This is a genomic window from Bacillus glycinifermentans (assembly GCF_001042475.2).
In the GTDB taxonomy this organism is placed as follows: Bacteria; Bacillota; Bacilli; order Bacillales; family Bacillaceae; genus Bacillus; species Bacillus glycinifermentans.
On the sequence record NZ_LECW02000045.1, the window covers coordinates 68,480 to 88,502 of the forward strand.

Genomic DNA, 20,023 nt, shown 5'->3' on the forward strand with positions numbered 1-20,023 from the left:
AAGTTCAATGCCGGGTGAGAAGACAGCAGAGGCTTCGCAGACGCGTAGAATAGGTGGCCGCTTGTATCGCTGCGTTTGAATGCGATCTCCCGTCAAGGTTCGTTGCGGTGACGAGGAAGCAGCCCGAAAAAGCAGTTTTTCTGTTAAAATAAAACCAGTATTAAGCCTAGATAGGAGGCGGCTGTATTGGATTCTAAAACGTTGAATAGGATCAGAACGGCATTCGATCAAGGAATGAAACATAATCGTGAGCTGCGGGAAAAAAGGGATCAGAAGCTGTGGAAGAATGTTAGTGAGCCGTATCAATTGGAAAGCTTGCTCCCTCTCTCAAAAATTGAATTGGACGATATACGTAAGAGTCTTGAGTTAAAAGGAATAAGCAATTTGAAGAAAGCGGAGTTAATACAGGAACTGGTTGTCGCGATTCCAAGTCATTTACGCAGAATTCTATCGACATTTGACCAGGAAAGGTATGGTCTTTTTAATAAAATCGTCAGTCATTCAGGTAAAATTCAGGTGCCAAGGAATATATCCATTAAAAAAATTAGGGCATTGATAGATTGGGGAATCATCTTTCCGATTCGTTTAGAAGGGAAGCCGGGGTTAACCGTTCCTATAGAACTTATGGAACAGTTCTTCGCTTTAGATGAACAGGAATTACACCAGATGATTGATCGAAATACCGAGTGGATTCGGCTTAGTCACGGTTTACTATATTATTATGGGGTTGTGCGTCTGTTTTAGTTGACATGGCGAGTGACTTGTTGAAGCAGGAAATAGATTTTAAAGAATTTTCAGATGTATTGACCAGTGCGAGCGACTATTATCAGCAAATGGCTTATTCACTGTATGGTTTAGTAGATAAAAGGGTGTACAATGTGAAGAAGACTTTTGAAGAAATAGAAAAGCGGCCAAGCATTGGATATTATCCTTTTACAAAAGAGCAACTTTAAAAAGCGGGCAAACCAGGGTACGTGGAAAAAACGAGAGAAATGAAAAACTTAATTCAGTTTTTACACCAGTATCATCATTTGACTGCTGAGGATATTGAGGATCTTACTGAACAGCTAAATACCATGATCCTCAATGATGCCAGTTTGAACCAAGCCGTTGAGTATTTTCAACTTCAATTTGAATTTCCGGATTTCGAATTTATTAATGATCTCGCCTATCATCTGACAGAATTGATGAATCACTCTAGAAGGTGGATGTTGAAAGGTCACACGCCAAAGGAAATTTCTCAAAGAAGAAAATCAGTGATTGGCTTATCTTCAGCTCAAAATCCTCAACCATCAACGAATGTGATCGACTTCAAAAGTCCAAAGGCGATCGGTCGTAATGATCCTTGTCCATGCGGGAGTGGGAAAAAATATAAAAAGTGTTGCTTGAACAATTAATCATGATGTGGAGAATGAGGTAGGGGGAGGAGCCTTATCTCATAAGTATCTGAAAAGAGAAAACTCCTCCCCTTTCATACCACCTCCGCAAAATGGATTTTGTGAAGATCAACAATACCAAATGGTTTGATGGGTCCATTTTGTCATCAAATATAAAAATGAATTTTTGGAGACTTATTGGGACAGCCTCGGTTTTATGGATTTTTACTTTTTCAATAACAAATAAATAAAATAAGGTGCCCCGATTAATGAAACCATGATTCCAGCCGGAATAGTGGTTTCAATGATGTTATGTCCGATTGTGTCGGCGAATAATAATAACCAACCGCCAAGTAGAATAGCAACAGGGATAAATAGTTGATTTCTGGGTCCTACTAAAGTTTTTGCGATATGTGGGGCCATTAATCCGATAAAGGAAATACCTCCTGTGACAGAAACGGCAGCAGCCGCTAATGCGACAGCTGTTAAAAGTAAAACGATCCGCTCCCTTTCAATGGAAACCCCAACTCCAATGGTTACAGGCTCGCTTAATCCTAATAGATTTAGTCGACTTGCTTTGTACAAAGTAAACGGAATCAAGATGATTAACCAAGGCAGGAGAGTCCCAATAAATGGCCAATCTGCACCCCAGATATTTCCTGCCAGCCATTTGGCGATGAAATCAACTTTTGTCCGTTCAGCAGAAGAAATAATGACAATCATAGCTCCGGAAAGTGCAGTTGAGAATCCGACTCCGATGAGGACTAAACCTATAGGCTGCATACCACTATTTTTGCTATAGGCTAACAGATAAATGAAGAAGCCCGTTATAATTGCTCCTATAAATCCAACAATTGGAATCATATAAACAAATGATCCAGCTTCAGTCGGGAAAAATAAAAAGAAAACGGCAATGGCAACCCCAGCACCCGAATTAATCCCAATAATGCCTGGATCAGCTAAATCATTTTTTGTGATTCCTTGCAAAATAGCACCTGATATAGCAAGTGCCATCCCAGCTAATAAAGTAATCAATATTCGAGGCAATCGAATAGAATATAATATAAATTCCTCTTTAAAGGTTCCTTGACCCAATAGAGTGTGGATGAGTCTGTCAAAAGATAAACTAGCAGACCCTATTCCCATCCCAATAATAGCTGTAGCTATGATGAGTATTAGAGAAATCGATAAAATCATTCGCTGTTTTTTAATTAATGCTGAATGTATCATGAGAGTGTTTTTCCTCCCTTTCGGACAATGATCAGGAAGAACGGTAAACCAAGCATAGCGACAATGGCTATAACAGGTGTTTCATATGGTGCATTTAAGGTACGGCCAAGTGTATCAGCAAATAGCATAAAAGTAGCTCCGCAAGTTGCAGACATTGGTAAAATAAAACGATAATCGGTTCCAACAATTGCCCGAACAATATGAGGAATCATAAGACCGATAAAGGTCATATTGCCAACCAGAGCAACAGATGCTCCCGCGAGAATGATAATGATAATAAATAGAAGGATTTTAATTCTGATGATATTTTGACCTAAGCCAACTGCAACTTCTTCATTTAAGCTGAGAATGGTAAGTTGTCTTGAAAGGAAAAAGGAAACAACAATTCCAATGATAATAAAAGGTACGATGATTCGCAGTTGATTCCAAGTTGTTCCAACCATCCCTCCTGCTGTCCACATCGAGATATCTTTAGAAATTTTAAAATAAAGGCCAAGCCCTTCAGCAATGGCGTATAAAAAGGCGGAAACAGCAGAACCCGCTAATACAATACGGAAAGGAGAAAATCCGCCTTTTTTCATCGAACCAATTCCAAAAACCAACAAGGCACCGATTGCGGATCCGATAAAACAGGCAACCATCGTCAAAAAGTAATTGGCTGATGGAATGAAAGCGATCGTAACAGCCAATGCTGCATAAGCCCCGGCAGATAATCCTAGTAAACCTGGATCAGCAAGTGGGTTTCTTGTTATACCTTGCATGATTGCACCAGAGACAGCAAGAGCTGCGCCAACAAAAATGGCAGCTATTTCACGAGGTAACCGAATATCACGGATAATCGAAATATGATCACCGGTTGCAGAAGACGAAAGAGCCAACCATACATCTTCAACTGAGACGGCTGCAGCTCCAAACACCATTGCCATAAAAAACATACCAATAAACACTAGAATTCCTAAGATCAGTTTGAAGGCAAATGAGGTAATAGATTGAGTTTTTCTTATCATAAAGCTCGTCATTTTCCTTTCTCAGAATGGGAAAGGGGCTGCCCTTTCCGGCCACCCCCTTTCAATAGACCTCTACTTTTCCAGTCTTAGTTTCCTAGAAACGCTTTTTTAAAGAATGCTAGTTGCTTTTCAAGTGTGATTGGGTCAGTGAATGATGCGCCTTCACCTTGCATTTCAATGACATGTCCGTTTTGGACAGCAGGAATGTTCTTGTATGTGTCTGTTTCTTGGAAAGATGTATTCGCATCAGAGTACTTACTTAAAATGATATAATCTCCCGCATATTTTGGAAGCACTTCAGCTGATAACGTATAATACCCTGCTTTTAATGCGTCTTTCTTTACTTTTTCAGGCATATTTAGTTTCATCGTTTGATATAAGATTTCTGTACCGCGCGCCCAGTTATTACCGTAAACATAAAGGTCTTTCCCATATGCTTCAATAACAGATACAGTTGAATCTTTGCCAATTTTTGTGCGAATATCTTCACCGATTTCTTCTGCCCGCTGCTTAAAGTCGTCAACCCATGCTCGGGCTTCTTTTTCTTTGTTTAGTAGCTTGCCAATTTCCACGTGTTGAGTTAAATAATCTACTTTACCCCATGTATAAGTAACAGTAGGTGCGATCTCATTTAATTTGTCTAAATTTTTTACTGTTGATAACGCGATGATTAAATCTGGCTCTAATTCAATAATTTTTTCTAGGTCATCTTCTGAAACTTCTTGAACATCTTTTAACTTTTCTTTAAAGGTTGGATTGTTTTTAGACCAAGTGTCTACACCGACAACGTTGACTCCTAAATCTAACACATTTCCGGTATACCCTGAAAGCATAACAACTCTTTGCGGATCGGCTGGAACTTCGATTGGTCCTGTTTCCGCTTGGTATGTAATCGTTTTAGATTCTTTTTTTGTTGAGCCGCTATTCTTTGTTGCTGACTCTTCATTGCCGCATGCACTAATAATAAGAGTTAGCAGTAGCAAAAACGGGATGAATAGTTTCTTCATGCTCATTTTCACCTCTTAATAAATTGTAAGTAACACAAATCGGTTTATTTGTTCCCGGATCACGGCCAATAACGGCGTCAATTTGAAAGACTTCCCGCAGTATTCATCTCTTCACAAGCCCGACCTTCACGACTTCGCCGTCTATTAATGCAATGATATAATCCAAAAAACGAACAGTTGATGTAAATCATAAAGCACCTTCATCAAGAAAAATAATGCCCGTCTCCCGTACAAGAGCCATAGCAATTCAAACACGTTGACATTGACCTCCGGAAAGGGTGTCGATCAGAAATATTTATAGTCCGATGTTCCAGTATGGCCATTTTTCGCCAATGCTTTTGTGTCTTCTTTTGAAATGTCTTTTCCATCTAAAAGGACTGAGTCTAATTGATGTGGAATAATATGCGTATGGCCTTCAGCAGATGTTGATTTTCCACAACCATTGGATTCGAGATGGTTGTTACTTTTATCTAGAATCATTACACTGAGATTTTTTACAATTAAACGTTGCCAGTACTAAATAGCTGAATCATCTTTGTGGCCCGCAGAATGAAAAACGAATAAATAAACGATAATGATTATCAATATCAACAATAAATATATATTTCATTTTTCAATATGTCAATACAGAAATTGTGTCAATATCATAGTACCCTCATAAAAATGAAAATTTTTAGAAAGAAAATTAATTATGATGTTTCGGAGTGAACGGTGATGAATCAACAGGATGATTTCAACCTTTTATAGCGGGTTAAGAGAGAGGAAGTTAATTGAATATTGGCCGAAACTTGGCGGGGATATCCTTGTTTATTCTGTAGAAAATAATTTGGGATGTTAATGGATTGACCGTTGATCCAACAGTGGGGTGTTGAGAAAAAATAGAATCGATACCCATTTTTTCTAAGTGCGACGTCAGGTCAAAATCATTATACAAGGAGGGCTTTTACCGGAAGGGCTTTTGTAAGGAAAGTCGGTCGTCTGTATTTTGACTATGAAAGGCCCTGAGAAGTACCCTTTGTTTCTGTTGAATAACAGTCACAAAGTGTTGATGAAAAGAGCGGTGTTTCACTTTATAGGAATCAAGAAAGTGAAAATATTTGAACTTGGCAATATGGAGAGTCTAAAGGAATGCAGAGTGAAAAGTTAGAAAAAATATATCACTATTTTAGAAAGGTAAATCGATAACCATTAAAAAATACTTCTCAGTAATATAAACAGTCTAAAGCAAAATCTTTCTATGAATCTATCAATCAGCCGTTTCATCGCTATGCAGAAATCCATAGATTAGTCATACGGAAACAGCCTATTATCATCGGAAGGCCATCATTGCTCAAGAATATAATGCGAAGTGGACAGATCGGGCCGAAGAAGAAAGGAATGTTCGCTGGGTGGAATCATTAAGAAATGCGTTGAAGCCCTATACCGAGGGTGATTATGTAAATTGGCCCGACCTTTTTATACGCGATTGGCCGGAACGTATTATGGGCGAAATTTTCATAGGCTCAGAAAGGTGAAAACAGAAGTGGATCCTTTTTATGTTTTCCGTTTTGAGCAAAGCATCCCGCCATTGTAAATGTCTTCGTTGGTAAGAATGTTCAAAGGCTTAATCAAAAATGATTAAGCCTTTGAAGAAAGCTTTATGAAAATACCTGCTTTTTAATGATAAATTCCGCAATCAGCAGGTTGATGATCCAGCAAAGCCAAACGGCTATTGTGTAGGAATGTCCATATGAGACATTCATTAGGTTATGCGTAATCGCAACTATTATATAAATCGTCATATTCGCAAATGAAAGAAAGAAGCTTCTCATCATCCATTGGCTGTGCAGTATGACTTTTTTTCTTTTAATAGACAGATAAGCTAGGATAGTCGTTCCAAGCCATAATGTATTTAAAATCAGAAATCCGATTGTACTGGGCCATCCTCCGGTTGCAAAAAAAGACACATAAACGCCGGGAATGAAGTTTAATATGATAGACAGGATATATAAACGGCCGTTCCAGTGGTGGAAAGTCCTCGATCTGGTTCGAATCGCTTTGATCATGCCAAGCGGGCCGGTCACAAGAGAAATGATGGCCAGCGAAATATGGAGACGGATCATCCATAACCAAAGGGATTCATTTGTGAGAATTTGATCCTTTCTGGCAATGAATTTTTCTAAATTTGGATCCGCCATAAAGTTTTTTGAGAATGTATGAAACACCCACATGAAAGAGATCAACACAATGAATCCCTTAATCGTCCTTTTCATTCAACATATGCTCCTTAAAGATTTGAGTCATCCAATTGCCGCTTTCCGGTTCAATCAGCCTTTCGGGGAAAGGCCTGTATTTTTCCAAACTGTGCCCCTGCGTTCATACTCAAACAGCTGTTCTAAAGAGATTGCGATACGAGGGCCTAATTCCCGTTCAACTAAGTAAAGGGCGACATCAAGTCCAGACGTCACACCGCCGCCGGTCACAAGGTCACCATCATCTACAACACGGGCATCGATTGGAATCGCGTTCGTCGTCCGCAAAAAATCCATTCCCATATGATGGGTTACGGCATGACGGCCGTCTAATAAACCGGCGATCGCTAAAATAACCGAACCGCCGCAGACCGTGGAAACCAGGATATCAGGTTTCTTCACAGCTTCTTTTAGAATATCGCCTAATTCTGTTTGAGCGGCTCCTATTAATTTCCTTTGAATCGCTTCTTGTCCATCAGCATCAGCAGCTCCTGGTATGAGTATGATGCCTTTGCGGGATAGATCAGGTTTGCCGTTTGCTTGAAGTTTTAGATCATTTAATCCGCTTCTTATCATTTTTTCACCCTCTGCCGACACAAGCTCCACTGTTACTTCCTTATGGGAAAAACTTGCAGCGGCAGTCAATACTTCATATGGAGCAGTGGCGTCTAATAAATCAAATCCGTCAAACAACACAATTTGAATATGCATAACGATGACCTCCAATTTAGATTTCTTGTCATCAAGAAGCATATCAATGAGGTGTCACAAAAAAAGCGCTAAAAATATCACAAAACAATCAAGAAACCATCACAACCGTGTCACGCCGGCTTGCTGCTTGTTGAAACATATGATATTGATAAATAGATGGTCATTACGGAAAGGTGTGTCATGCGTGAAGGAAGTGCAGACGGTGTTAGTTGTAGACGATGAAAAAAGTATCGCCGAATTATTAAGGGATTTTTTGGAGAATGAAGGGTTTCACGTGAAAACCGCTGGAGACGCTTCTCAAGCACTGGCTGTGTTTGAACAGAGTACGATTCATTGCATGATCCTTGACATCATGATGCCGGGACAAAACGGATTCGACTTATGTCGCCACATTCGGGAAAACAGTGATGTACCGATCCTTTTCTTGAGCGCGCGGAGCGGTGATGCAGACAAGATCAGGGGTCTGGCGCTTAAGGCGGATGATTATATTGTCAAAACGGCTTCACCCGGGGAGATTGTGGCCAGAGTAAAGGCTGTATTACGACGCGCGGGTTCTCAACCAGAGTACAATAGAAAAGTTTTGCGTTACGGAAATCTCTCGCTGGACTTATCGACAAGGGAAGTATGGCTGGATGGAGAAATCATTGCTCTTACACCTAAAGAATATGAATTGCTGCAATTGCTTGCAGAGCATCCGAAACATGTTTTTTCATATGACCGATTATTGGAGAAATTTTGGGATGGCGTTGGTGATAAACATACGGTCCGTGTTCATCTCAGCAGACTTCGCGAGAAAATTGAAGCCGATCCAAATCACCCGAAATTAATCGTCAATGTATGGGGAATTGGCTATCGTTTCATGGGAGAATAACATGAAGACGATTCGCATTCGTAAATTTACCGTGCTCAGCCTATTTTTCATATTCCTGTTGCCATGGATATTTTTTCTAGCTGCACACTTTATGGAAACCAAAACACTTCATTTTGATATGACTGATTCTGAACGAAAAGAATTGAATGAAACGATTCATTTGATCGAAACCCATTCGGAAAACTGGACAGACAAAGCCTGGCAAAAACAATTGAGCCGTCATTTGCAAAAAGTGGACATGAGTGCATCTATTCTGTCGGCTTCAGATCAGGTCATTTTTGAAACGGCTGCTGTGCGAAAACATATACCGGTGAAACCGGAACAGTTTTCCGTCATTGAGGACGGGAGAATCATCGGCAGGGTTGCCCTTTACCATTCATCGTCTAGAACGATTCAATGGATGGCGGCATTTATAGGCTTCATACTGGCTTTATTGATCATCGGCATGGCCATGAGACGATGGATGATAACGCCTCTTGAGCAATTGGGTCTCAGCGCTCGGAAGATTGCAAATGGGGATTTTGACGCGCGGCTGCCTTCGTCAAAGATCACGGAAATTGCCGAGGTTCGTGACGGTTTTAACATCATGGTGAATGGTCTTCAAGAAGCGTTTCAGAAGCAGGTCGAACTGGAGGATGAACGTCGCTTCATGATTGCTGCTGTCGCCCATGATTTACGCACTCCATTATTCGCTCTCAGGGGTTATTTGGATGGATTAGAGCAAGGGATTGCCCAATCACCGGAGAAAATGACGAAGTATGTGGCGGTTTGCAAGGAAAAGTCAGCTCAGCTCGACCGGCTTGTAGAGGACTTGTTTACATTTACAAAGACAGAATACGTCGAGATGGAGCTTAACAAAAAGACAGTTGATTTCTCACAGGTCCTGAAGCAGTCGATCAATACGATAAGGCCGCAAGCGCAACAAAAGAAGATTACGATTGTTGAGAGGGCTTTTGAACATGAGTGTATGATAAGCGGTGATCCGCATTTATTAAAACGTGCGATGAACAATTTATTGGACAATGCGGTTAGACATACACCCGGCGCTGGCGAGATTGTTGTTCAGTGTGATAAGGATCGTGACAACGTCATCTTCACGGTTCGAGATACTGGGCAGGGATTCTCCCCGGAGGAGCTTCGCCGTGTATTTGAGCCCTTGTATCGCGGGGAAGCATCAAGAAGCCGGTCGACCGGAGGAGCCGGGTTGGGGTTGACGATTTCACAAAGGATCATGAGACGGCACGGAGGCGATCTGACGGCGGGAAATGATCCTGAAGGAGGCGCGCTGCTGGAAGGATGGCTTCCCTTGGAAAGAGAAAAGCTATGCTGAAAACTCAGCAATAGCTTTTTTGATAGATTAGTTGCGAATCAGGTAGTCTAAACGCACCTAATGCGGCATTTGCCCCCGATCCCATCGAAATAATGATTTGGTTGTACGGGCCGTCTGTGCAGTCGCCGGCCGCGAATAAGCCGGGGATGCTTGTTTCGCCGTGTTTATCGACTGCGATTTCGCCGATGCGGTTGCGCTCGACTGATCCGTCTAACCATTCTGTGTTTGGCACGAGACCGATTTGGACGAAGACACCTTGGAGTTCAACGTGTTGTTCTTTGCCTGTTTCACGATCCACGTAAGTGATGCCGTTTACGTTTTGGTCACCTGTAATTTCTTTCGTTTGTACATGTTTCACTACAGTCGCGTTTGGCAGGCTGTAGAGGCGTTTTTGCAGGACTTCCTCCGCTTTCAGCTCCGGTGCGAACTCAAGAACAGTGACATGGTTGACGATACCTGCGAGATCAATCGCCGCTTACTTATCTATGAACGAGCAGAAAACCAGACCTTGTTAGCAATTTGCTGTACGAAGTGGAAAACCGTAAAAAAGAGCCCAGAGAATGATCCCTGAACTCCACATTTCCTCACTTCATATACCGATATTCCCGCAATCTCTCCAAAATAGCTACTTCCTTCAAGAGTTCCTCACCAACATTCGTTTCCTTTACTTTCTTCCGCTCAAGTTCTTTATCCACTAATCGTTTCACCGTTAAGACATCAGTTCCGGTGCTCAGCACTTCCGCCTTGGAATTAAAGTGTTTATGGGCGACGAGCTGCATGCCGTAGGAGTTGTATAACAGCGTGTAGCCGGCGATACCTGTTGTCGATTGGTAGGCTTTGGAGAAGCCGCCGTCGATGACGATCATTTTTCCGTTTGCTTTGATCGGATCTTCTCCTTCGATTTCTTTTACCGGTGTATGGCCGTTGATGATATGGCCATGATCCGGGTTGAGGCCGAATTCTATCAGGATGTTTCGGCAGGTTGCCTCGTCTTCACGCAAATAGTAATACGGGTTTTTCTTCTCTTTATGTGTTTCCTTCTCTTTAATGAAATACCGCTCAAAGGTCGTCATAGCGCGTTTTCCAAAAAGGGAGGAGTGCTCGCCTGTCCATAAATACCAGACCATATCCGTCGCCAGATCATCGGTTTCTTCCGGGTGGGCAAACGCTTCCCGCAAGAATCGTTCAAATACATCAAGCAGCTCACGGCCCGCATACGGTTTATCCTCAATCATCATCGTTTCCATATTGCCGTTTTCATCAACTGGAATACAGCCGTGAATCAACAGGTTGCCGTTATATTTTAAATAAAGGCTGCCTTTTTTCATCATAAAATTCATATGGCGGCCCAGCTTTTCGGAATGCTGGACAGAGAATAGCAGCTTGTCTATGACTTCCGCTTCTTCCTTTAATAGCTCATCTGGCTGTTCCGGATTAACCGTCGCAAAGCAGGTGTTTTCCAGTTGATATGTTTTTCCGTTCAGCGTGATTTCATTTCGGGCATAATCAATCTTTTCCAGTAACAGCCGTTTCTCCATATTAAAGTTCGGCCGTCTCTTGATAATCGGACTTTCAAGCTTGAATTGGATCATCGCAATCGCTTGATGAATTTTTGTGATTTGCTTAATCTCATCTTCCGGTCTGTTTTCGTCTGCTTTCGGACGGAAAGATGGGTTATCATCGTAATATTTTTCGGCAAGGTTCAAGAGCGGTCTCAAATTGATGCCGTACACGTCTTCAATAATATCCAAGTTGTCATAGCGGGCACAGATGCGGATAATATTTGCCAGGCATACTTTAGAGCCTGAATAAGCGCCTATCCAAAGGACATCGTGATTTCCCCACTGAATATCGACTGAATGATAGTTGATCAGTTCTTCCATAATCTGATCCGGCTGCGGTCCGCGGTCGTAAATATCGCCGACAACATGCAGATGGTCGACAACCAATCGCTGCGTGCTATATGCAAGACCGGTGATCAGCTTATCAGCTTGGCCAAGCGCAATGATCTGATCTACGATTTTGGAGTAATACTGTTCTTTGTTGGCAGCTTCTTCTGTTTTATACAGCAGCTCCTCCGTAATATAAGCAAACTGAGAGGGCAGTGCTTTGCGTAATTTGGAGCGGGTATACTTGGAAGAGCAATAAGATACGAGCTTAATCATTCGATTAATCGTTTCTTTATACCAATCGTTTAACGATGCTTTCGTATCGTAATTATGTTTTATTAACTTCAGTTTGTCTTCCGGATAATACACTAATGCTGCTAATTCATCAATTTCTCTATCATAAATGACACCGCTGAAAATATCGCGTATCTTCTCTTTTACTCTTCCTGAACCATTTCGCAGCACGTGCTGGAATGCCTGGTATTCCCCGTGCAAATCACTGACAAAATGCTCGGTGCCTTTCGGCAGGTTCAGTATCGCTTTCAAATTAATGATTTCCGTTACCACTTTTGCTTCACAATCGTATTTTTGTGCGAGTAAATCTAAATATTTGGTTTCCAAAATTGTCCATCCCCTTTTTAGAATAGGAGCTGTCCCCCTATGTACGAGCATTTGCATGATAAGGTGATTTTAAAAGTATGACATTATTTTTAAATAATTGACCTTTATATGATAGTACCGCATAACTTCTTTTTGAGACAATCAAAACGAGGGAAAGAGGCGCTGAGATGAGCGGAGAGAAAGCTTGAGAAGGCTTCTTTAACATTAATCGGACACCGTATTTCAGCTTAGGAAGTAACCCGGCTTTGGCTTGGTCACTTTTCTATCGCAGGATTGTCTCGTTTTCAGAAATGAGAGGAATGAAAACTCAATACGTAGCAGGCCATGATTACTGTGGGTCGTACTTATAGCAGGGGAAGCTTCTGAAGAGACCGCGGAAGGGTTTTACAATCTTAAGCAGTATTTGTCGTGCTGATGATTGTCAGCGGCACAAATATGATTTGTTATTCTTATGACCACGAGATTGGAGGACATCCGATCTCTTTGTTATGGGGCTTTTTATCAACGTCAAGAACTTGACCACCGAAGCGTTCAGCGACAATCCCTGTGCGGATGCCTTTACGGGCAGGGTGGATAGCTGCATTTGCACCAGCCGTACCATAAGTCGTCAATAAGGTTTACGCTAAAAAAATAACAGCACCTTCAAATTTGACGGAGAGGTGCTGTTTTGTCATTTGAATGCATGAATGGTTGTTGTTTTTGCTTTATGCTGAATTTGCTTTTTTGCTCAACCAAGTTTTTCTTATCCGAATGAAGAAAAAGAATGATCAAATACGAAAAATGACTGAATTCCGGCACTTACGCTTTTGCTTACTTTAATATTCTCCTTTAATGACAAAATAGGAGCCCCTAATGGTTCCAGCTAATTTAGACCTCTGCCTAGCGAACTTAAACTTTCCTTCTAACTCCTTTGGTACCTTCATCCCCTCAGAAAGCTTAAACCCAACGGCCCGCTTTTTAGGATCTTCAATCGTATACATGACGTTGACTGCAAGACCATCCCCATAAAAAACATAGGCAAAATTCTTTGCTTCCGGCAAGACTTGACCGAAGGCAATGCCAGTAAGCTTATTGCTCAACTCATCAGCCGTCTTCCCTTCCCCTTTAACAACCAGGTATTTCCCCTTAGGGAATTGGATAACTCTGGTTTCTCCCGCCACCGACGCCTCTGCCTCTGTCATCACGCCAGCATAATGCATCATCTTGTTGTTTACCGCTTCGTTCACGGCAAAAATATAGTCATTTGTAGCTATGGCTTTTAAAGTGTCAAACCTTCCATCTTGTTTGACGGCCTCCCAAAAGTCTGCCTTTTCCTTATTTATGCCAGCAGAATCTGTGTAATCGCTCTCAAGCTCTGTTCCAATACCAAAAACGGTAAAGCTGTCTTTTTCCTCCAGCGTGTAATTTTTCATATTCAAAACCTTCCTCTTTTTAAAATAATCAAATGATTTGTCTTTTCACTTGATGCGTTTATAATAACCTTAAATCATGTCAAAAAATGATACTGTTTAGGAGGCCCCGATGAAAAAAGTTGAACGGATTAATATCATCATGCGGTATATCAACAACCGCGCCCACTTTACAATTTCTGAAATCATGCAGGAATTTCACATCTCTCGTTCGACAGCTATCAGGGATATCAGGGAAATTGAAGCTATGGGGATGCCGCTTGTTGCTGAAGTTGGAAGGAGCGGGGGTTATTTTGTCATGAACCACTCTGTCCTGCCCGCTGTTCGCTTTACCGATAATGAGATTAAAGCTCTTTTTATTGCTTTTATGGCTACAAGAAATCAACAACTCCCTTATCTAAAGAGCCGTCAGTCTTTAGCTGAAAAATTACTGGGCCTTATCTCAGAAAACCAGCAAGAGACCCTGTTTTTTTAAAAATCGAATCTTGCTTTTTGAAGGGACAAACCCCAATAATCCCGACCTGCTTGAGCTTTCAGATCTCCCCTATCCCATGTTAGAAAAACTCATCCAGCTCCTTCTTTTGGATAGCTATTTATTGATTACCATCAAAGAAGAGAAGGTAATAAAGACTTATCCCATTTATCTCCTGCACCTTTATCATGAAAAAGGCCTTTGGCTGATTGAAGGCTTTGACTTAAAGGATGTAAGGAGGAGGATTTTCCCTGTGGACAATCTTACCAATGTCAAACCATACTCTGCGAAAAAAAGAATAAGTAAGAAAAAGATTTTAGAGAAACTAAGTAAGCAGGAAGAAGTAATCAACCTTGTCCTTGAACTTGGTCCACAGGCGATTGCCCAATTCAAAAAATATCATCCTTTAAAAATTTCAATTTCCTATACGAATCCTTATCAAACCGCAGCCATTCTAAAGACTTTTATCAATGTGAATCATCCCGAAGAATTGTCCGAAATAACAAATTGGCTGCTTTTCATAGGTGAAGATATCAAGGTCAGGGAAGTACCAGAAGAAGTATTAGAAGGTTTACAAGAGAGATTATGCTTATTCTGCCCATAAGCAGTGCCAGTTAAACCCTAATTTTCGAAAGAATATTGTCGCTAGTATAGGTGAGTTTAAGAATACTAGCGTTAACTATAAATAGGACCATTGACAAATCACTCAACCTCTATTAAAATTAAAAGTTATCCGATAGTAATCATCTCTATCGAAAAACTCAATACATGCAAGCTATGATTGCTGTGGGTCGCACTACAGCAGGAGCAGCTTCTGGAGAGACCGCGGAATTCTGCGGCGCCGAAGGGTTCACAATCTCAGGCAAAAGGACAGAAGAGTACCGAATATGTATTTGTCGTGCTGATGATTGTCAGCGGCACAAATATATTTTGATATTCTTATGACCGCGAGATTGGAGGACATCCAATCTCTTTTTTTATGGGCTTTTTTACTGCTCGTCGTTCACTAAAGAGGCAAGGAGGAGTTTGATGTGGAACAGCGGGAATTAAAGAGGGACTTATCCAATCGGCACGTACAGCTTATCGCTATTGGCGGGACGATTGGCACCGGGTTGTTTTTAGGCTCCGGTAAGGCGATTCAATTGGCAGGTCCTTCTATCATCTTTGCGTATTTCATTGTAGGTATTGCGCTTTTTTTCGTGATGCGGGCGCTGGGAGAATTGCTGTTATCTAAAGCGGGTTATCAATCGTTAACCGATATTGCCGAGGAGTATCTGGGGCCGCGTGCGGCGTTTGTCACCGGGTGGACCTATTGGTTTTGCTGGATTATGACGGCTATGGCGGATGTGATTGCCGTCGGTGTCTATGTGAAATATTGGTTTGATATTCCGCAGTGGGTCCCTGCACTTATCTGTTTACTCATTTTATTAGGGCTCAATCTGTTGACTGTCAAGCTTTTTGGAGAATTGGAATTTTGGTTCGCTTTAATAAAGGTGATCACGATTCTTGCGTTAATTGTCATCGGTGTTATTTTGCTGGTGATCGGGTTTAAGACGCATACAGGAACGGTTTCGGTTACCAACCTTTGGGAGCATGGCGGTTTGTTTCCAAACGGATTTTCAGGCTTTTTGCTTTCTTTCCAAATGGTGATCTTTGCATATGTCGGTGTGGAATTAGTAGGTGTATCGGCGGCGGAAACGTCGAACCCGAAAAAAAATATTCCATCGGCTATTAATAAAATTCCTTTACGGATTTTATTTTTCTACGTCGGCGCGCTTATCGTCTTACTATGTATTAACCCTTGGATGGAACTGAATGCAGCGGAAAGTCCTTTTGTGAAAACCTTCAGCTTAGTCGGCATCCCGCTTGCCGCGGGAATCATTAATTTTGTTGTATTAACGTCAGCCGCGTCTGCTTGTAACAGCGGGATGTTTTCAACAAGCCGGATTCTGTACAATTTAAGTAAAACGAAACAGGGCCCGGCCAATTTTGCGAAGCTGAATAAAAACCATGTGCCGAGTCACGCGTTATGGGTATCAACCATTGTCCTGTCAGCAGGAGCGCTATTAAGCAAACTGATACCGGAACAAGCCTTTGGCATCGTGACAACCATCAGCGCGATTTGTTTCATATGGGTGTGGGGTGTGATTCTTGTCAGCCATATCAGATACAGGAAAACCCGTCCGCACTTACACGCAGCATCAACATTCAAAGCGCCATTCGCGCCGTTTATCAATTATGTTGTCCTGGCGATGTTTGCGGTCATTCTCATAATTATGCTGTTTGCGGATGCGACTCGCCCGGCCTTGCTGCTGACTCCTCTATGGTTTATTTTATTGTTTATTTTATTTTGGATGAAAAAAAACAGGACAAAAAGAACATGATGAGTCAAATTAAATCTCTTGAAAAAGACGGTGTACTGCATGCAGTATGCCGTCTTTATTTTTAATTAACCGTTTCCTTTTATAGGTTTATATTTAATGTAGACATGAGAACGAGAGGAATGGAGTCATGGAATACAATTCATACATGAATGGACAATCGCAATATCCCGCTTGGTCCTATCCGTACAATTTGATCATATGGAAATGTTTGTCGGCCATGATGTGAAGTTCTATTTATATGGGTTATAACATAAAAAAGCGCCATACTGCCGTTTAAGCAGCATAGCGCCTTTCGTGTTAGTTCCGGATCAAATAATCAAACGCTCCTAACGCAGCATTCGCACCAGATCCCATCGAAATGATGATTTGGTTATACGGGCTGTCTGTGCAGTCGCCTGCAGCGAATAGGCCTGGGATGGTTGTTTCGCCGCGTTTGTCGACTACGATTTCGCCGATGCGGTTGCGTTCGACGGTTTCAGGCAGCCATTCCGTGTTTGGTACGAGACCGATTTGGACGAAGACGCCTTGGAGTTCGACGTGTTTTTCCGCTCCAGTTTCACGGTCTACGTAAGTGATGCCGTTTACGTTTTCTTCGCCTGTGATTTCTTTTGTCTGTGCGTTTTTCACGACAGTCACGTTAGGGAGGCTGTAGAGACGTTTTTGCAGAACTTCGTCAGCTTTCAGCTCCGGCGCGAACTCAAGAACAGTGACATGGTTGACGATGCCTGCAAGGTCAATCGCTGCTTCGATTCCGGAGTTGCCGCCGCCGATGACGGCTACGTCTTTGCCTTCAAACAAAGGTCCGTCACAGTGAGGGCAGTATGCGACACCTTTGTTTTTGAACTCTTGTTCGCCAGGTACGCCGATATTGCGCCAGCGCGCTCCTGTTGAAAGGATCACGGTTTTGCTTTTCAGAACAGCGCCGTTTTCGAGTTCAAGCTCGAACAGATCTTTTTTCTCGAGATGTTTTGCGCGCTGAAGGTTCATGACGTCAATATCATAATCCTTCACGTGTTCTTCGAGGCTTGCTGCAAGCTTCGGTCCTTCGGTGCGTTTTACGCTGATGAAGTTCTCGATGCTCATCGTGTCAAGGACCTGACCGCCGAAGCGTTCAGCGACAATACCTGTGCGGATGCCTTTACGGGCCGCATAGATCGCTGCGCTTGCACCGGCAGGACCGCCGCCGACGACAAGGACGTCGAACGGATCTTTGTCAGAAAGCTCAGAGGCATCTGTGCCGCTGCCCATCTTCGCAAGAATCTCTTCGATTGTCATGCGGCCGCTTCCGAATGATTCGCCGTTCAGAAATACGGTCGGCACTGCCATGATGTTTTTGCTTTCGACTTCAGATTTGTATGCCGCACCGTCGATCATGGTGTGTGTGATATTCGGGTTGAGCACGCTCATCATGTTCAAAGCTTGGACAACGTCAGGACAGTTGTGGCATGTCAGGCTGATATAAGATTCAAAGTGGTATTCGCCGCTGATGTTCTTGATTTGATCGATGATTTTTTGATCGACTTTAGGCGGTCTTCCGCTCACTTGCAAAAGCGCCAGTACTAATGAAGTGAATTCGTGTCCGAGCGGTACACCGGCGAATGTGATGCCGGTTTCTTCTCCGGCACGATTGACGCTGAAGCTTGGCGTTCTGTTTAATTGCGCTTTTTCGACAGTGACTTTGGATGACATGGAAGCCAGCTCTTCAACGAGAGCCAGCATATCCTTGGAGACGTCATCTTCGCCTGCGCTAACTTTGAGAACAATGTCATTCTCAATTAGCTGCATGTATTGGTTTAATTGTGCTTTGATATTTGCTTCAAGTACCAATTGAATGCACTCCTTAGATTTTGCCTACCAGGTCAAGGCTTGGCGTAAGGGTTTCAGAACCTTCTTCCCATTTAGCCGGGCAAACTTCACCTGGGTTTTGACGAACGTATTGTGCTGCTTTCACTTTGTTGATCAGGATGCTTGCATCACGGCCGATACCGCCGGCGTTGATTTCAACAGCTTGGATCACGCCGTCTGGATCGATAATGAATGTTCCGCGGTCAGCAAGACCGTCTTCTTCGTTAAGTACTTCAAAGTTGCGGGAGATCGTTTGAGACGGGTCACCGATCATCGCGTAAGTAATTTTGCCGATTTTTTCAGAGCTGTCATGCCAGCCTTTGTGTACGAAGTGAGTATCAGTTGAAACAGAGTACACTTCAACGCCAAGCTCTTTTAGGGCAGCGTAATGGTTTTGAAGATCTTCAAGCTCAGTTGGGCATACGAATGAGAAATCTGCCGGATAGAAGCAGAAAATGCTCCATTGACCTTTCAGGTCCTCGTGTGTTACATCGATGAACTCACCGTTTTTGTAAGCTTTCGCTGCAAATGGTTTTACTTCTTTTCCGATTAGAGACATAATATCGTCCTCCTATATGTTAATGTAATAAATAACAAAAGTTAAAACTTTAGTTATCTAAAATAATTCTAATCATGTATAAATTATTAAATAATATATTTTATTTGTCAAGGCAGAAAAACTGCATTTTTATGTTTATTTCTGCATCTGTTTCTGTTTTACCTTGCGAAGTGAAAGAGTTGTACCGGGTTTCAGCTTTAATTGTTACAATCATGTTAAAAATTATGATTCTCAATTAGTGAGTGTATTTGAGGTTGCAAGAGGGATGATATGTACAGATCAACAAAGAAAAAAATCAGAGGCTGGAAAAGGCATAAAAGAAAAATTGACGTGTGGAAGGAGCGTCATCTTCGGCTGGATATGGAGCATGTCAGGGACCGTCACAGAGATTATGCAAAACTGTGGATACACCCTTTTTACGGCATTCCAAACGTGAATCCTCCCGATTGGTATAACCGTTTGCTAGTAAAGGCCATGATTGACGTTTATGATGAATGGCATCGGCGAATGGAGGCTGAGAATGAAGATTTCTATTTGAAAATCTGGCTGTTTGAACACGATTTTATCGGTTCACAGATTGTGACCGCCTATAAGGAAGCGATCGATTTTTACAGCGATGCTTTTGACAAGGAGGATGGGGGTCAATCGTTTCCTATGAAACGATTCGAGCCGCTGCAACACGAGCTGAACCGTTTTGATTGGCAGCTTCATATTCATGCTCACTACTACTGGCTTTCAGAAATGGAGGAAGACGCGGCAGCCGGGCTTATCACCCGTGAAGATATTCTCCATATAAAAGACGTGTCTTATCAAAAAGTGACTTACGAACATGACGTATTGTATAAAGTGAAGGCGGGAAATGTCTGGATTGGCTCCTTAACGGAAGAGCCATCCTCTTAGGGAACGACGGTTAAGTGCCCGGACGTCCTGTCCGAACACCGCCGTCATCACGTCCTGTGAAAGTCCGATGCTCGGCTTTCCTAGACTGCAGGGTTTCGGGTCACGCTGAAAGGATGACAAAATCCTAAAACTATAAACCGTTTTAGGATTTTGTCAACAATCTAAGAGCCATCCTCTTAAG

Annotated in this window: 16 protein-coding genes, 5 pseudogenes and 1 riboswitch; of the genes and pseudogenes, 10 read left to right on the top strand and 11 right to left on the bottom strand. The window is 42.3% G+C overall.

The features are described 5' to 3' along the window. The first annotated feature begins 186 nt into the window (after positions 1-186). The 3 genes from AB447_RS19820 to AB447_RS19830 are packed head-to-tail and all read left to right on the top strand — an operon-like array spanning position 187 to position 1,397. Entirely contained in the window at positions 187-744 is a 558-nt protein-coding gene (locus AB447_RS19820) for a hypothetical protein (protein ID WP_048354524.1), read from the top strand. A gap of 20 nt (positions 745-764) precedes the next feature. Further along, entirely contained in the window at positions 765-953 is a 189-nt protein-coding gene (locus AB447_RS19825) for a hypothetical protein (protein WP_048354525.1), read from the top strand. A 21-nt stretch (positions 954-974) separates the two neighbouring features. Further along, positions 975-1,397: a YecA family protein gene (locus AB447_RS19830; protein ID WP_048354526.1), complete on the top strand. Its 423-nt coding sequence runs from the start codon at positions 975-977 to the stop codon at positions 1,395-1,397. A gap of 204 nt (positions 1,398-1,601) precedes the next feature. Here the strand turns inward: AB447_RS19830 and AB447_RS19835 are convergent, their stop codons facing one another. The 3 genes from AB447_RS19835 to AB447_RS19845 all read right to left on the bottom strand — a co-directional run bounded on the left by AB447_RS19835 (position 1,602) and on the right by AB447_RS19845 (position 4,620). Continuing rightward, positions 1,602-2,606, bottom strand: coding sequence for a FecCD family ABC transporter permease (locus AB447_RS19835; RefSeq protein WP_048354527.1), 1,005 nt, complete (start codon positions 2,604-2,606; stop codon positions 1,602-1,604). Continuing rightward, positions 2,603-3,613, bottom strand: coding sequence for a FecCD family ABC transporter permease (locus tag AB447_RS19840; protein WP_048354528.1), 1,011 nt, complete (start codon positions 3,611-3,613; stop codon positions 2,603-2,605). Before AB447_RS19840 ends, AB447_RS19835 begins: the two co-directional genes overlap by 4 nt. A gap of 86 nt (positions 3,614-3,699) precedes the next feature. Further along, a complete protein-coding gene (locus AB447_RS19845) occupies positions 3,700-4,620 on the bottom strand; it encodes an iron-hydroxamate ABC transporter substrate-binding protein (protein ID WP_048354536.1) in 921 nt (306 codons plus the stop codon). Positions 4,621-5,557: 937 nt separating this feature from the next. Between AB447_RS19845 and AB447_RS27065 the strand changes: the two are divergent. Next, a pseudogene (locus tag AB447_RS27065) lies at positions 5,558-5,805 on the top strand (NAD(P)H-dependent oxidoreductase); the annotation flags it as partial. A gap of 98 nt (positions 5,806-5,903) precedes the next feature. Next, positions 5,904-6,193 (top strand): annotated as a pseudogene (locus tag AB447_RS25490) (BBE domain-containing protein); the annotation flags it as partial. Positions 6,194-6,257: 64 nt separating this feature from the next. Here the strand turns inward: AB447_RS25490 and AB447_RS19855 are convergent. Together AB447_RS19855 and AB447_RS19860 are read right to left on the bottom strand one after the other, a co-directional pair. Then, positions 6,258-6,872, bottom strand: coding sequence for a DUF2306 domain-containing protein (locus AB447_RS19855; RefSeq protein ID WP_048354529.1), 615 nt, complete (start codon positions 6,870-6,872; stop codon positions 6,258-6,260). Positions 6,873-6,926: 54 nt separating this feature from the next. Continuing rightward, entirely contained in the window at positions 6,927-7,562 is a 636-nt protein-coding gene (locus AB447_RS19860) for a DJ-1/PfpI family protein (RefSeq protein ID WP_082634680.1), read from the bottom strand. A 184-nt stretch (positions 7,563-7,746) separates the two neighbouring features. On the opposite strand from AB447_RS19860, the gene AB447_RS19865 reads away from it, so the two are divergent. Together AB447_RS19865 and AB447_RS19870 are read left to right on the top strand one after the other, a co-directional pair. Next, positions 7,747-8,433, top strand: a complete 687-nt coding sequence (locus AB447_RS19865) for a response regulator transcription factor (RefSeq protein ID WP_082634681.1) — start codon at positions 7,747-7,749, stop codon at positions 8,431-8,433. Position 8,434: 1 nt separating this feature from the next. After that, positions 8,435-9,763, top strand: a complete 1,329-nt coding sequence (locus AB447_RS19870) for a sensor histidine kinase (RefSeq protein ID WP_048354530.1) — start codon at positions 8,435-8,437, stop codon at positions 9,761-9,763. A 27-nt stretch (positions 9,764-9,790) separates the two neighbouring features. On the opposite strand, the pseudogene AB447_RS19875 reads toward AB447_RS19870, so the two are convergent. The 4 genes and pseudogenes from AB447_RS19875 to AB447_RS19885 all read right to left on the bottom strand — a co-directional run. After that, positions 9,791-10,238, bottom strand: a pseudogene (locus AB447_RS19875) (FAD-dependent oxidoreductase); the annotation flags it as partial. A 109-nt stretch (positions 10,239-10,347) separates the two neighbouring features. After that, a complete protein-coding gene (fbp, locus tag AB447_RS19880; protein WP_048354532.1) occupies positions 10,348-12,273 on the bottom strand; it encodes a fructose-1,6-bisphosphatase in 1,926 nt (641 codons plus the stop codon). A 506-nt stretch (positions 12,274-12,779) separates the two neighbouring features. Continuing rightward, positions 12,780-12,872 (bottom strand): annotated as a pseudogene (locus AB447_RS27580) (hypothetical protein); the annotation flags it as partial. Between the two features lie 216 nt (positions 12,873-13,088). Next, complete coding sequence (locus tag AB447_RS19885) at positions 13,089-13,685, bottom strand: GyrI-like domain-containing protein (RefSeq protein WP_082634682.1); 597 nt, start codon at positions 13,683-13,685, stop codon at positions 13,089-13,091. A 109-nt stretch (positions 13,686-13,794) separates the two neighbouring features. On the opposite strand from AB447_RS19885, the pseudogene AB447_RS19890 reads away from it, so the two are divergent. After that, positions 13,795-14,758 (top strand): annotated as a pseudogene (locus AB447_RS19890) (helix-turn-helix transcriptional regulator). Between the two features lie 200 nt (positions 14,759-14,958). Next, positions 14,959-15,038: riboswitch (glycine riboswitch) on the top strand. A gap of 147 nt (positions 15,039-15,185) precedes the next feature. Beyond that, positions 15,186-16,538: an amino acid permease gene (locus AB447_RS19895; protein WP_048354533.1), complete on the top strand. Its 1,353-nt coding sequence runs from the start codon at positions 15,186-15,188 to the stop codon at positions 16,536-16,538. Between the two features lie 297 nt (positions 16,539-16,835). Here AB447_RS19895 and ahpF read toward each other — a convergent pair whose 3' ends face one another. Together ahpF and ahpC are read right to left on the bottom strand one after the other, a co-directional pair. Continuing rightward, positions 16,836-18,365 carry an alkyl hydroperoxide reductase subunit F gene (ahpF, locus tag AB447_RS19900; protein ID WP_057957725.1) on the bottom strand — a complete coding sequence of 510 codons (1,530 nt, stop codon included), beginning with the start codon at positions 18,363-18,365 and terminating at the stop codon, positions 16,836-16,838. A 13-nt stretch (positions 18,366-18,378) separates the two neighbouring features. Continuing rightward, complete coding sequence (gene ahpC, locus AB447_RS19905) at positions 18,379-18,942, bottom strand: alkyl hydroperoxide reductase subunit C (protein ID WP_048354534.1); 564 nt, start codon at positions 18,940-18,942, stop codon at positions 18,379-18,381. Positions 18,943-19,212: 270 nt separating this feature from the next. Between ahpC and AB447_RS19910 the strand changes: the two genes are divergently transcribed. Then, a complete protein-coding gene (locus AB447_RS19910; RefSeq protein WP_048354535.1) occupies positions 19,213-19,842 on the top strand; it encodes a hypothetical protein in 630 nt (209 codons plus the stop codon). The last annotated feature ends 181 nt before the right edge of the window (positions 19,843-20,023 follow it).